The organism is Intestinibacillus sp. Marseille-P6563 (assembly GCF_900604335.1).
Classification (GTDB): Bacteria; Bacillota; Clostridia; order Oscillospirales; family Butyricicoccaceae; genus Butyricicoccus_B.
On sequence record NZ_UWOD01000001.1, the window covers coordinates 573,643 to 587,178 of the forward strand.

The 13,536-nt window shown below is 47.9% G+C and carries 14 protein-coding genes; 5 read left to right on the forward strand and 9 right to left on the reverse strand.

Features of this window, described 5'->3' with window-relative positions; all coding sequences use genetic code 11:
• Positions 1-13: 13 nt before the first annotated feature.
• The 6 genes from EFB11_RS03075 to EFB11_RS17500 form a co-directional block, all read right to left on the reverse strand.
• Positions 14-781: a hypothetical protein gene (locus tag EFB11_RS03075; RefSeq protein ID WP_122788879.1), complete on the reverse strand. Its 768-nt coding sequence runs from the start codon at positions 779-781 to the stop codon at positions 14-16.
• A 13-nt stretch (positions 782-794) separates the two neighbouring features.
• A complete protein-coding gene (locus tag EFB11_RS03080; protein ID WP_122788880.1) occupies positions 795-1,616 on the reverse strand; it encodes an AlbA family DNA-binding domain-containing protein in 822 nt (273 codons plus the stop codon).
• A 10-nt stretch (positions 1,617-1,626) separates the two neighbouring features.
• Positions 1,627-2,769 carry a restriction endonuclease subunit S gene (locus EFB11_RS03085; RefSeq protein ID WP_122788881.1) on the reverse strand — a complete coding sequence of 381 codons (1,143 nt, stop codon included), beginning with the start codon at positions 2,767-2,769 and terminating at the stop codon, positions 1,627-1,629.
• Entirely contained in the window at positions 2,769-4,301 is a 1,533-nt protein-coding gene (locus EFB11_RS03090) for a type I restriction-modification system subunit M (protein WP_122788882.1), read from the reverse strand. The genes EFB11_RS03085 and EFB11_RS03090 overlap by 1 nt, the downstream gene beginning before the upstream one ends.
• The gene (locus EFB11_RS03095) at positions 4,298-4,525 is read right to left on the reverse strand and encodes a helix-turn-helix domain-containing protein (RefSeq protein WP_087234166.1); all 228 of its coding nucleotides are present in this window, start codon (positions 4,523-4,525) and stop codon (positions 4,298-4,300) included. Before EFB11_RS03095 ends, EFB11_RS03090 begins: the two co-directional genes overlap by 4 nt.
• A gap of 291 nt (positions 4,526-4,816) precedes the next feature.
• Entirely contained in the window at positions 4,817-4,972 is a 156-nt protein-coding gene (locus EFB11_RS17500) for a hypothetical protein (RefSeq protein ID WP_442906808.1), read from the reverse strand.
• 149 nt (positions 4,973-5,121) lie between these two features.
• On the opposite strand from EFB11_RS17500, the gene EFB11_RS03105 reads away from it, so the two are divergent.
• The 4 genes from EFB11_RS03105 to rbr all read left to right on the forward strand — a co-directional run bounded on the left by EFB11_RS03105 (position 5,122) and on the right by rbr (position 9,761).
• Positions 5,122-5,481 (forward strand): helix-turn-helix domain-containing protein, encoded by a 360-nt coding sequence (locus tag EFB11_RS03105; protein ID WP_122788883.1) that lies wholly within the window; start codon positions 5,122-5,124, stop codon positions 5,479-5,481.
• Positions 5,482-5,493: 12 nt separating this feature from the next.
• Positions 5,494-6,972, forward strand: coding sequence for a recombinase family protein (locus EFB11_RS03110; protein WP_122788884.1), 1,479 nt, complete (start codon positions 5,494-5,496; stop codon positions 6,970-6,972).
• 350 nt (positions 6,973-7,322) lie between these two features.
• Entirely contained in the window at positions 7,323-7,685 is a 363-nt protein-coding gene (locus EFB11_RS03115) for a Fur family transcriptional regulator (RefSeq protein ID WP_122788885.1), read from the forward strand.
• A 12-nt stretch (positions 7,686-7,697) separates the two neighbouring features.
• Positions 7,698-9,761 (forward strand): rubrerythrin, encoded by a 2,064-nt coding sequence (gene rbr, locus EFB11_RS03120; RefSeq protein ID WP_442906809.1) that lies wholly within the window; start codon positions 7,698-7,700, stop codon positions 9,759-9,761.
• 291 nt (positions 9,762-10,052) lie between these two features.
• On the opposite strand, the gene EFB11_RS03125 is transcribed toward rbr, so the two are convergent.
• From EFB11_RS03125 to EFB11_RS03135, 3 genes are read right to left on the reverse strand one after another with little or no spacing between them, the layout of a single operon-like run.
• Positions 10,053-10,814: a 4Fe-4S binding protein gene (locus tag EFB11_RS03125; RefSeq protein ID WP_122788886.1), complete on the reverse strand. Its 762-nt coding sequence runs from the start codon at positions 10,812-10,814 to the stop codon at positions 10,053-10,055.
• A 15-nt stretch (positions 10,815-10,829) separates the two neighbouring features.
• Complete coding sequence (locus EFB11_RS03130; protein ID WP_122788887.1) at positions 10,830-11,672, reverse strand: nitroreductase family protein; 843 nt, start codon at positions 11,670-11,672, stop codon at positions 10,830-10,832.
• Between the two features lie 16 nt (positions 11,673-11,688).
• On the reverse strand, positions 11,689-12,690 hold the full coding sequence (locus tag EFB11_RS03135; protein WP_122788888.1) for an NADP-dependent oxidoreductase: 1,002 nt from the start codon (positions 12,688-12,690) through the stop codon (positions 11,689-11,691).
• Positions 12,691-12,873: 183 nt separating this feature from the next.
• Here EFB11_RS03135 and EFB11_RS03140 point away from each other — a divergent pair, with 183 nt between their 5' ends.
• Positions 12,874-13,320: an Rrf2 family transcriptional regulator gene (locus EFB11_RS03140; RefSeq protein WP_122788889.1), complete on the forward strand. Its 447-nt coding sequence runs from the start codon at positions 12,874-12,876 to the stop codon at positions 13,318-13,320.
• Positions 13,321-13,536 lie beyond the last annotated feature (216 nt).

Sequence of the window (13,536 nt, forward strand, 5' to 3'; positions counted from 1 at the left end):
ACCTCTCACTTACTTAAAACTTTTGTTTAGAAGTCTTTTTGAGCATTTGATAGCCTTCGGTTCCGCTAATTTCAAGCATCGAATATTTCTTTAGCATTTTCTCTAAACTTATACGGATTTGGACAGGGGTATAAGAAGTTAATGCCCCTTGGTTAATGATAGACTTCGTCCAATTTCTTTGCTGATTGTAGAGACTCCAAAAACGATTCATATCAAAGTTGGGATTCTGTGCCGCTATTTGTTGCACCATTGCGTTAAGGGTATTTCGATCCGTTTCCGAAACGCCTTGCGGAATCATATTTCCCATAGCAGAAGTGATGTTTTGCGCTGTAACTCCTGTGCAAGCATTATTAAGATCGGCCATAATAAACTGCGATTCTATATTTGCTAAAACATTTTGTGTTATCTGAAAGGAATTCTTTTGGAATGACTTCATGAGCATCTGTTGTTCCTGAATCTCTGACACATACTCATATAGTTGATTCAGTGCTGTATAGCTGGTCGCGTCCATTTTTCGGACAAAGTAATGTTTGTACTTGTTCCAATAATCCGTATCCATCAGGGGTAGTGATTCATAGAACGCCGTTTCGTTTAATTGTCCGTCAACAATGAACGTAGAGATTTCCCTTAACCGCTCCTGGAACTCATCAATTTGAAGGACGATAAGAGAAGCTGCATCAATCTTTTTCTTCCGTTCCTGCAATATGTAAGTTGCAAGGGCAAAGCTGCCTACAATAATAAGCAAAATGTTTGCCCAGTTTTCTGAAATAAATTTTACCATCTATCAGGACTCCTCACTGCAAATCAAGCACCCGTTCAATTTTTTTCTTCTTTTTATCAATTAGTGCAGCAATAAATTGTTCGTAGGATTCTTCAGGATACAAAGGATTTTTCTCTGTTTCATACTCGTATCCGCCTGTAATTCCTCGTGCCAACTCTGCTAATGTTTTTAATGCTTGTGCAAATGGAATATCTTCGGGATTTTTTATCTTGGAAATCGTTGGTTCTATATGATTATATAAGATTTTAAGTTGTTCAAGATGTTCTTCTAAAATTAATGGTTTCCCAGTTACAGGAAAAATATGTTTCATTCGGCGTTCAAGAATATGAGATAATTCTTCTTCTGTAACTTGCTCATCGGATGTTCCGCGTCGTATGTAAATAGTAGCAGGCTTAATACTGGAACCTTCTTTTCGAGATATAAACGGTAAAAATTGAGGAGTATCTTCAACAAAAAGCATTTGGAATTGTTTTCCCTTCAATGCCTCGTACTCAGATGTTTGATAGCTAAAATCATATACATCATACTTCAGGCTGGAAGAAAGGTACGGCTTTATCCATGCCCCTATCTGCTCTTTTGCTTGTAACTCTTTTAACCCATCACATGAAAATGTCTTATCATCGTTTTCATGTACGCCAAAAACAACAATGCCACCGCCGTAATTTGCTAAGGCGAGCATTAATTTTGCCAGCTTGTCTTTCTCAATCCACTCTTGTTTAAAATCGATGGCATTGTGTTCGCCAGTTTGGTCCTGCAAAAATTCACGAAAGTGATCCAATGTTGGCTCTTGAAGAAGTCGATATACAGTATCTTTTATTTGTTTAGGGAATTCCATATGTTTTACCTCACCCAAAGTATTCCTGCATTAGCGCCTTTTTCAGCGTTTCAAGCTTTTCAAGGCTTTTGCTGATGGTGGTTTTTGTTTTTTCTGTTTGATCCACAAAGTTCTCAAAAGTTTCTTGTTGAGCATAAGGGTATAAAGGAACTTCGACTTTACCTAGATCTTTACTTCTGATTCCTTGTGCCGTTCCTCCGGTTTTATACATAGCTATATCTTTGATAAATTTGTCTGTCTGCATATATGCACATAAAAAAGCATTATTGATTATTCCCCTATGTCCTTGGATGGTGATTACTCTTTGCCCAAGTGCAAATTTAGTTAACCCTTGAGGAACTTGACAGGCATTTCCAAATGTATGGCCTTCAGTAACAAATAAAACATCTCCTGGATATCCAAATCCTCTATGCATCCAGCTATCATATGTCTTTTCTGTTACATATTCTTCAACATATTTGAAAACACCTTTTCCAACGGATTTTGCATTTACCATTCGTATGTTTCCGTCGTCAGAAAGTGTAGGAGTATGTCCTCTATAATCAACAAACTCCGTATTATCACTCAACATTCCATAAGTACAAGCACTTAGATCAAACATCTCCACAAACCTTGCCTTAATAAGCAAATCCAGCTTGTCCAGCTGCTGGCGGCGTTTGGCAATCAGGTCGCTGACTTTGTCCAGCACCGCCGCAATTTTGCGCTGTTCGTCAATGGGTGGGAGCGATATTGTTAAGTTTCCAATCTGCTTCAAATAAATACCTTTCTGCGCTACACCTCTGGATTCCTGCTCAAGATATGGGCGCATATTTTGTAAGTAATACATGAGGAATCGATTATAGACAATATCTGATTTCGGTTTAAGGACAGCTACACTACGTTGAACACAGATTTTAGTCAATTCGTTAGGCACAATAGCCACACGACCGATTGTGCCAACAATAGTCATAAGAAGATCATCTGGTTCAATATTTGTTCGTTTGTTTTCTGTATCAAAATCGTCTTTGGACAAATACCGTGGATCGTCTAGCGTGATGCTATCGTCATCAATATTTTTTGAACTTAGCATCAAATACGAGCTTTCCCCAACACTGACAGGTGGGTTGTGACTTCCATCCGTAATCTGCGTACAAATATCTCCTAATCTCACCATCACAACATCACCTCCAATTCCGCCAGCCCTGCGGTGATCTCCAGTTCCAGCTCGTGCAGGTCTGCCATCAGTTCCGTGGTCGAGGGGTACTCCACCGGCACATACTCCACCTTTTTGTACTTGTTGATGGATAAGTCATAGTCATTGTCCGCAATTTCCTGTTTCGGCACAAAAAAGCTCTGCTCCGTGCGCTTGCGGTCGGCTTCCTGGTCTAGATGATGGAACCGCTCGATGATGTCGGGGATGTCATTCTCCGCCACCTCGCTGCGCTTATCGTCCAGGGAAAAGCCGTCGGCCTTCATATCATAAAACCACACGTTTTCCGTACCGCCCGCGCCGGTTTTGGTGAACACCAGCACCGCCGTGGACACGCCCGCGTAAGGCTTGAACACGCCGGAGGGCATAGAGATCACCGCCCGCAGCTGATGGTTCTCCACCAGTTCTTTGCGAATAGCTTTGTGTGCCTTGGAGGAGCCGAACAGCACGCCGTCCGGCACAATGCAGGCACACTGACCACCCTTTCTCAGCATCCGCAGGAACAGGGCCAGAAACAACAGCTCAGTCTTTTTAGTGTTGGTCACGGCTTTCAGGTTGTCGTGGATGCTTTCTGCGTCCACCGTGCCCTTGAAAGGCGGATTTGCCAGACACATGGTAAACTTATCGCTGATCTGGTTCTGCTTGGAAACACTGTCCTTGTAGTCGATCTCCGGGTGGCTGATGGAGTGCAGCATCAGGTTCATCGCAGAAATGCGCAGCATGGTGCGGTCTGTGTCAAAGCCGGTGAAAGCGTCCCCAGCAAAGTGCTCCCACTGCTCGGAAGTCATGGTATCCTCGTAGTGGTTGCGAATGTACTCCGCGGCGGAGACCAGAAAGCCTGCCGTGCCGCAGGCCGGGTCGCAGATGGTGTCATCCGGGGTGGGTTGCAACAACTCCACCATCATTTCCCGGATGTGCTTGGGAGTGCGAAACTGGCCGTTCTGTCCAGCGGTGGCCAGTTTGCCCAGCATGTACTCGTACAAGTCGCCCTGCATATCCAGATCGGCAATGTCATGCTCATACAGGTCATCCAACCCTGTGATGATTTTTTGCAACACCTGCGGCGTAGGAATCAGGAACATCGCATCGCTCATGTACCGGGCAAAGGCCGTCTCATTCTGCGCATCACTGCTGGAATCGTCGGCGATTTCCACCAGTTCCCCCTGCTCGGTGAAGTCCGGCAGGCGGCCATGTTTCATGTTTTTGATAGCAGGGAAGACCCGCTGGGAAATTACATTGAAAATATCGCGGGGATCGTTGTTCTTGAATTTACTCCAGCGCATGGACTGTCCAACGGCAGACTGGGGGAAAATCTTCTCCATTTTCTCGCCGGTCATATGCTCAAATTCTTCCGTTTCCAGCTCTTTTTCGTCCAGAGAGCGGATAAACATAAGATAGGTCAGCTGTTCGATGACGGTTAGAGGATTGGTAATGCCGCCCGCCCAGATGTCCGTCCAGATTTTATCTACTTTATTTTTAATCACACCTGTAATCATGCATCTATTCCTCCGTTTTCTGTATCAGGGATAAATTCCATCACGTCTCCGATATTGCATCCCAGCACGGTGCAGATTTTTTCCATGCTGTCCATGGAGACAGGCTCACCTTTACTTAATCGTGCTAAAACATTGGTGCTGATTTTTGCACGGTGCATCATGTCGGTTTTGCTCAAACCATGGTCGATCAACTGTTTCCACAGCCGATTGTAACTGATTGCCATCCCGCACCTCCTGATTTTTCCTATTTACTAGTATAACGGAAATTGTGCTAAAAGACAAATAAAAATCACGAAATCGTGAGCTATTGATTGACAAAAACGTGGTCTGGATATTGGAATCCCAGACCACGTTTTGCTTTGAGTAAGACAGGCTTGCCATCAAATCATTTGAAAATGCTTTAGTACATCCATAATTGCAGCTTCCTTTTCCGGCGGGCACTGTGGCACTTTCGCGTCTTCTTTCTTTGACAGATTATAATTCTGTCCCACATCTAGCCCGCACTTCCGCTTAACCTAGGAGATATACAGGCTGGACACCTTCAGGCCGTGCTTTTCCGGCACATAGGCTTTGATCTCATCATAGGTGGCTTTACTCTCCGCCGATGTCAAATCCAGCTCGTCCAGATTCAACTCCACCTCGATATGCTGCTTGGTATTGAGTTTGGACAAAAGTACTACCGTCTCGATGTAAATCAGTTGAGGGGATGAATCAAATTAGTTAGATAGCACGGAGCGAGACGATTCTATTTGCGAAATCAAATATTGGGTTGAAAACAATGCAATATATGCTATAATATTTGCGAGAGGATGTGGTTGATATGAAGTTAATTGGAAAACGTCTACGTACCCTCCGAGAAGCTTTATCCCTTTCTCAAGCGAAACTGGCAGAGCTTTTAGGCATCACTCAGTCCAGCCTTAACCGCTATGAAAACGGACAGTCAACTCCGTCGGTTGATCTGCTACGCAAGTATGCAGACTTTTTCGATGTTTCCATGGATTATATCTTTGCTCGCTGTGACGAGCCACAGGGAAAGCTGTATCAATACCAGCCGAAAGTATGGAAAAACGCAGCTGAGATGGAGCAGTTCGTCGAGATGTGCTTTGATCCTAAATCGCCATACTATAACCGCATGAAAGAATCCGTTTTACGGATGTTTTCGGAAACTGCTGATGAGTAAGGAGGTGACGATGTGAACGCAGTAATCTACGCTCGTTATTCCAGCGAAGGACAGCGGGAGGAAAGCATTGACGGTCAGATCCGAGAATGCATGGAGTATTGCAAGCAAAACGGTATGATCGTAGTGAAGGAATACATCGACCGTGCCCTTTCTGCCAAAACTGACAACCGCCCCGATTTCCAGCGAATGATTAAAGACAGCGCCAAAGGATTGTTTGATGTGGTTGTGGTCTGGAAGCTGGACCGTTTTGCCCGCAACCGCTATGACAGTGCCCATTATAAAGCTGCCCTGAAAAAGAACGGTGTACGGGTGGTTTCTGCCACAGAGAATATTGCTGACGGGCCGGAGGGCATCATTCTGGAATCTATGCTGGAAGGTATGGCGGAGTACTATTCCGCAGAACTTTCCGTGAAGGTTATCCGTGGCCACACAGAAAATGCACTCAAATGTAAGTACAACGGCGGCACCCCCACATTCGGCTTTGCCATTGATGCCAACAAGCAATACCAACCAGACCCAGTCAATGCTCCGATTGTCCTAGATATTTTCAAGATGTATGATACCGGCTCCACCATGAAGCAGATTATGGATCACCTAAATGCTCTGGGGGTCACAACTGTCCGAGGCAAACCGGCAGACTTAAACTTCATCTCTGGAATTCTGCATAACCGGAAGTACATTGGCGAATATAAATATCGCGACATCGTGGTACCGGATGGCATTCCAGCTCTTGTACCGACAGATTTATTTGAACGAGTGCAGGAACAGATGAAGAAAAACAAAAAGGCCCCAGCCAGACACAAGGCTGAGGATGACTATCTGCTGACCACAAAATTGTTTTGTGGTTCCTGCAAGGCGATGATGGTGGGCGAATCCGGTACGAGTTCCAGCAAGGGTCAGGTATATCATTATTATCGCTGTGTAAACAGCAAGCGGAAAAAGACCTGTAAAGCCAAACATCGCAGTGTTCGAAAAGACCCTCTGGAGCGTGCTGTTGTTGCATCCGTTATGCGGAACATCATGGACGATGCTTTTGTGGAGTATTTTACCGACCAGGCAATGGCGTTACAGGGGCAGGAAAGCAACGAACTACCCGCCCTGCGGCGGCAACTGGCAGATACCGAGAAGGCTATCGACAATATGCTCAACGCAATCCAGGCAGGTATTTTCAATACCTCTACCAAGCGCCGTTTGGACGAGCTGGAAGCCACCAAAGAAAAGCTGGAGCTGAGCATCATCAAGGAAGAGATGAAAAAGCCTCAGTTCACCAGAGAGCAGATTCAGTTCTATATTCTCCAGTTCCGCAAAGTGGACACCAATACCTTGGAAGGGCGCAGACGGCTGATTGATGGCTTTGTTAATAGTGTGGTCGTATACGATGACTACATCCTCGTGACCTTCAACTACAAGGAAGGTGCGGAACGGATCACCTTTGAGCAGATCGAGAGTTCGGATTTATCATCCCTCGGGGGACCATGCGGAGTATCATGAAAGGATCTGAAAAGGTCTGCTGATGATACTCCGCATTTTTTATTTTCAAGTTTATATAGCGATCTATGTAGAGGCGTAGCTGAATGCTACGCCTTTTCTTGTTTCCTGTTGTGCCAATCCCAGACTCCCGCAACCTATTAAGGAAATGTCTGCATATTGCTGCTTTGTAGACAGTCGGAATGCTGATTTTTGTCCAGCAGGAGCAATGGATGATACAAATATTATTCTTCTTTATTATAGAATGTATTATTATTTTATATCAAAGGTTCACTTGGCGAATTTTCCTCTTGACGGAATAGAAAAATTTCGTATAATGAAATTAGAATCATTCTAAAATCGTGTTGGGTGCTATGACGAAATACGGAATAAAAATTTTAGAAATCGTAAGCGCCTCCCGCAGTCATATGACGGCTGAGGAAATTTTCTACGCCCTGCGACAAACCTATCCCACGGTAGTGCTGGCCACCGTATACAACAACCTCAATCGTCTATGGCAGGATGGCCTGATCCGCAAAGTATCAGTGGAGGGAATGCCAGACCGGTACGACCGTATCCAGCGCCACGACCACCTTGTGTGCAAAGGATGCGGCAAACTTCTGGACATTGATTTAGGAGATATGACCGTACAGCTGGAAAAAAAGGTTGGAATGTCTATCCTATCCTATGACCTGAAGCTGACATATTTATGTGAGGAATGTAAGGAACGTATTTGATCAGAAAGGAATGTGAGGAAACTGAATCATCTGCCTTTATCTGTCCGCGTCCCCATTGAAGCGGACAACCCCAGCATTGTACGCTGGGAGGAAAAGTGCATCCGGTGCGGGATGTGCAAAGAGGCCTGCACCAACCTAATGGGGGTACACGGCACTTACACTCTGGAGCAAACCGGAGGAAAAGCCATCTGCATCTACTGCGGCCAGTGCGCCAATGTCTGCCCTGTGGACAGCATCACCGAGCGGGACGAGGCTCCCCAAGTGCAAAAGGCGATTGCCGACCCAGACAAAGTGGTGGTGGTAAGCACCTCCCCTGCCGTTCGAGCATCGCTTGGCGAAGAATTTGGCATGGAGCCGGGCGCTTTTGTGGAGGGAAAAATGGTGGCATTGCTCCGGGCTTTGGGAGTGGACTATGTACTGGACACCAATTTTGCCGCTGACCTGACCATTGTAGAGGAGGCCAGCGAGCTGATTCGCCGGATGAAGGAGCAGGACCGTCCCCTGCCCCAGTTCACCAGTTGCTGCCCGGGCTGGGTCCACTTTGCTGAAATCTATGCCCCCGAGTTGCTGCCTCACTTGTCCACCGCCAAAAGTCCCATTGGGATGCAGGGCCCCACGGTAAAGACCTACTTTGCCAAGCAGATGGGCCTAGACCCTCAAAAAATTGTCCATGTGGCCCTGACCCCCTGTACTGCCAAAAAGTTTGAAGTCCGGCGGGAGGAGATGCACGCCGCCGCTGACTACCACGGCGTGGAGGGGATGCGGGATACCGACCAGGTGATCACCACCCGGGAGTTGGCCCGTTGGGCCAAGGCCGCCGACATCGACTGGAACGCTCTGGAGGACTCCGCCTATGACTCTCTAATGGGTAAATCCTCGGGGGCGGGCGTTATTTTCGGCAACACTGGCGGCGTGATGGAGGCCGCTTTGCGCACCGCTTATGAGTACCTGACCGGTCAGGCAGCGCCGGAGTCCTTGCTGCACCTCAGCCCCGTCCGAGGCTATGAGGGGGTACGCGAGGCCCAGGTGAAAATTGGAGAGCTAACGCTGCAGGTGGCCGTGGTTTACGGTACCGCCAACGCCCGCGCTTTCCTGCAGCGGATGAAAGAAAGCGGCAAGCAGTACCACTTTGTTGAGGTCATGGCCTGCCCCGGCGGCTGCATCGGCGGTGGCGGACAGCCCAAGAATCTAATGAAAAATGCCGACGAGACCCGCAAGAGCCGCATTGCCGCTCTCTATCAACGGGACGGTTCCATGACCTTGCGCACCAGCCACGAAAACCCTGAGATCAAAGAGGTCTATGAGGCTTTCTATGGCCAGCCTCTCAGCGAGCTGGCGGAGCAGATGCTCCACACCACTTATCAGGATCGAAGCAGTATGATACATAAGGAGGACAAAACCACCATGTCCAAGTGGAAGTGTAAGATTTGCGGTTATATCTACGAGGGTGAGACTCTGCCCGACGACTTCACCTGCCCCCTGTGCAAGCAACCGGCCTCCGCCTTTGAAAAGATGGAGGAAGTTCCTGAGAAGTGCGGCGGCAGCAAGTACGCTGGAACCCAGACCGAAAAGAACCTGGAGGCCGCCTTCGCCGGTGAGTCTCAGGCCCGGAACAAGTACACCTACTTCTCCTCCGTGGCCCAGAAGGAAGGCTACGAGCAGATCGCTGCTCTGTTCCTCCAGACGGCAGAAAACGAGAAAGCCCACGCCAGAATGTGGTTTGAGGAGTTGCACGGTGTGGGCAACACCGCCGAGAATCTGCTCCACGCTGCCGAGGGCGAAAACTACGAATGGACGGATATGTACGACGGCTTTGCAAAGACCGCTGAGGAGGAGGGCTTCCCGGAGCTTGCCGTCAAGTTCCGTCTAGTGGCTGCCATTGAGAAGCGCCACGAGGAGCGCTACCGCGCCCTGCTGCACAATGTGGAGACTGCGCAGGTCTTCGAAAAGAGTGAGGTCAAGATGTGGGAGTGCCGCAACTGCGGTCACATCGTGGTAGGCACCGCTGCCCCACAGGTTTGCCCCACCTGCCTCTATTCTAAGAGCTTCTTTGAAATTCACAGCGACAACTATTGATTCCATAAAAACAGGGAGCGCTGCAGATCGGATTCTGCAGCGCTCCCAATTGTTTTTTTATCTGCTACGCAGCTCGAACTTTAGCCGCCATCTATCCAGTCGTAGACGGAACATTTTAGCACTATTCTTTCCATTGACTGCATCGCTGCAGCGAACAAGATTGTGAATCGTCGTTTCCAGCAGCCTGAACTGGACGTCTCATCTACAACGCCTCTTTTCAGGCTATGTTCTTACTTTCCAAAAAAGTCAATACAGGCGTATCCCCCCATAAGTGGCTGCATGTTTCTCACATCAAAGAAACAGCTCACATTCCTTACGCTCAGAGCAAACCTTCTTCAGCATCAGGCTGGCTGCAGAGAGCATGACAGGATTGAGCTTGCGAGCACCCTGCGGACATACGGCGATACAACGCATACAAGAGATACACGTCTTTTCATCCACTTTTTTGGGATTTCCTTTGTCGATGGCCTGTACAGGACACTCTGCTGCACAGACGCCACAGTTGGTACACTCTTTTGTTGCTTTGGGCACCATACCGGCTCCTCCAGCTTTCTTGTAAGGACGATTACCAGGAATCGTAGGTTCTGAAATATCTGCCGCAGAAAGCTTATGCTGAATCTGTTTGGCAAAATCGGAAAGCTGTGCTTCATCCTGTGCATCAGGCCGCCCGGTGGCAAACTGACGAGCGATGGAATGTTCCGCAATGGCAGCCACTGCCGCAATCACCTGAAAACCAGCCTGCTTTGCGGCATCCTCCAGTTCTACCAGCGTGTCCTCATAGGCTCGGTTGCCATAGACACAAACCAGAATGGCTCGGGCACCGTTGCCATGTACCATGCGCAGCCGCTCTGCCGCCACAGCAGGAACACGACCACCATAGGACGGCACAGAAATGACTGCTACATCCTCTTTTGTCAGTGAAACGGCATGAAAATCCTGCTTGCTGTCGGTCAGATCAATGGTAGTTACATCCCCCTCCAGTGCACCGGTTAAATCGTCGGCCACCTTTTTTGTTCCGCCTGTGGGGCTGAACACGATGTCATAAAGTTTCATCAGAATATCCTCCTTTTACTCGGCAATACGCCAGGAAATCATGTAATGTATGTTCTCAGGAAGGTTTTCATTTTCCTGGGCCATCTGTTCGAAGGCTCCAGTCAGGCCCAGCTCCAAAGCTGTCTGGTGGAAATGGGACAGGGCAATGCCCAGATCCACCTGTTTGATGATTTCTTCTCCTTTAGAAAGTTCGGGTTTATAATCCGCATAAAAGTGATAGGCGTTTTCGGTTTTACGCACCCGCCACGGCTGGGCATTTTTTGCCGAGGGAGCCAGCCGCACCATTTCCAGCGGCTGGGCATAGGCTCCGGCCATGTCCTTGGTAAGCGGAGTGCGAAAATCCGCCTGATAGAATAGCTTTTTCCACTCTTTTCGGGAAGAAGATTTCATGGTGGAGCGTATCAGGTTTTCCGTCAGGCTGCGTTTGGCTGCGGGATAGCCTACCGGTGAAATCGCCGGAAACAGTTCGTCCTTTGGAATTTTCATGGCAGAAGCAAAGCTGTCTCGATTGAAGGTCGCTGCCAACCACACCGTACCCAGTCCCATATGAGTGGCTGACAGAATCAGATTTTCAAATTCATATCCGGCTGCCAGGGGTGCCAGCTTTGTATCCGGGATGGAGACCCCCAGGAAAGTACTCGCGCCCTTAATGACACCGTAGGTTCCCAGCTTTTCCCCATCTGAATGCAGCTCCTTATCCACGATGTATGTATGGACAGGAACGCCAAAGGGATTATCCAGCTGTTTCATACACATAAGCAGGGCTTCTCGATCTTGGGGCAGCAAGGGCTTACTCTCATAAGTGCGAACACTGTGCCGTTTTTGAACGGTTTCTACAACAGGAATGGACAATTTCATTGTATTTCACCCTCTCTCACAGCTGAATCATAACTTTACCGTTGAGCTGACCCTTAGCCACAAGCCGTAATGCCTCATTGGCCTGATCCAGAGAAAAAACACGAGAATCGACGGCAGGCTTGACCTGTTGCTTCTCCACGATCTCAGTGATTTTTCGCAGCTGTGCCCCATTGGAACGGACAAACACAAACCGATATTCTTTGCCCTGCTTTTGAGCAGCCTTGTCTAATTTACTGCCCGCCAGGGTGAACATCTGTTTTTTCAGGCCGCCGAACTGATGCCGCAGGGCAAAAGTTTTATTGGGTCCAGTTCGCAGGCTCACCAACCGCCCGCCCTTTTTCAGCACCGCCAGTTCGTGTTCGAACTCGTCAGGCCCCAAGGTGTCGATCACATGGTCTATATCAGACAATCCTTCCCAATAGTTTTCTGTTTTGTAGTCGAGATACCGATCAACTCCCATAGCGAGAAACTGCTCTTTCGCCCGTGCGTTGCCGGTCACGATCACTTGCAGCCCCAGGGCCTTGGCGATGGGAACCGCCATCTGACCGAAACTGCCAGAGCCACCGGGGATCAGGATCGTTTGACCAGGCTTTGCTTCCAGCTCTTCCACGATAGCCTGATAGGCCGTCAAACCGGTCAGCGGGATAGCTGCGGCAGTATTGAAGTCATACCCTTTCGGCATTTTGGCAACGGCATCCTGCTCGACCGCTACATATTCTGCGAAAGCACCGATTTTTCCAATCGGCAGGCGGGTGTAGACTCGGTCTCCTTTTTTGAATCCCTCAACCTTGCTGCCTACCTGCTCCACAATACCGGAGCATTCATTGCCCAGTGTCAGGGGCATCGGATAATCCTGAATCAGTTTTACGCTTCCTGTCAGGATCAGCAGTTCCACTGGATTAACTGCTGCAGCTTTTACCCGAATCAGTACTTCAGAATCTGAAATCTGAGGCTTCGGGATGTCGCTCAGGGTCACGTTGATTTCTTTGGAGTAGTTTTTGATTTGGACCGCTTTCATATAAGACCTCTCTGCATAAATTCTGGTTTTATAGAATCTCTCTTGCTTTTTTTCGCAAGAACCGATAAAATATTAGATGTAATAAATCAAATTACATCTTCTTTAGTTTAGCACCCACATGATGTAAAGTCAATAGTTACATCTCTGATAATGTGTTTGCTTTTGAAAGGATATCGAGTATTTATGCAGATCAGTATAAAATGTTCTGTTGCAGTTCACTGCCTAATTTTTATCCATGAAGCGAAAGGAATTGCAAAAGTAACTAGTAATCTTTTGGCCCAAAGCACAGGAAGCAATCCTGTTGTAATCCGCAACATTCTCAGCGCCCTGAAAAAAGCAGGGCTTATTACAGTGCCCCGTGGCACCGGCGGTGCAGAATTGTGCGCCGACCCATCCCAAATCACCTTATACCAAATCTATTCTGCACTGGAGCCAGATGGCGTGACCTCCATCATTGGAATTCATCCCTGTGATGGCCGCCCTTGTCCGGTTGCACAAAATATTCGCAAAGTGCTGGAGCCGCCGTATCATAAAATTGAAGATGCCGTCAAGGAAGCGATGGAAGAAATTACGCTACAATCCATGATTGATGATTTTCATGGCATAGTTCAGCAAAGCTCTACCACTTAAAAGGGCTTGCAATAAAAAACAGCCATGGCAAACCCCAGAGCTGTTTTGGTTGACCAGCTGTAGCTCCGTCTTTCCGTGCCGAATAACGGCGGCTACATACTGCACCGAAGCATTGGTCAGGACTATTAGGCCGGATTATCTAGCGACAGCATTGATTCACTTTTGAAGAACTGCCCGAACATCGCCGCATAACCGTTGAGGGTATGATCATAATCC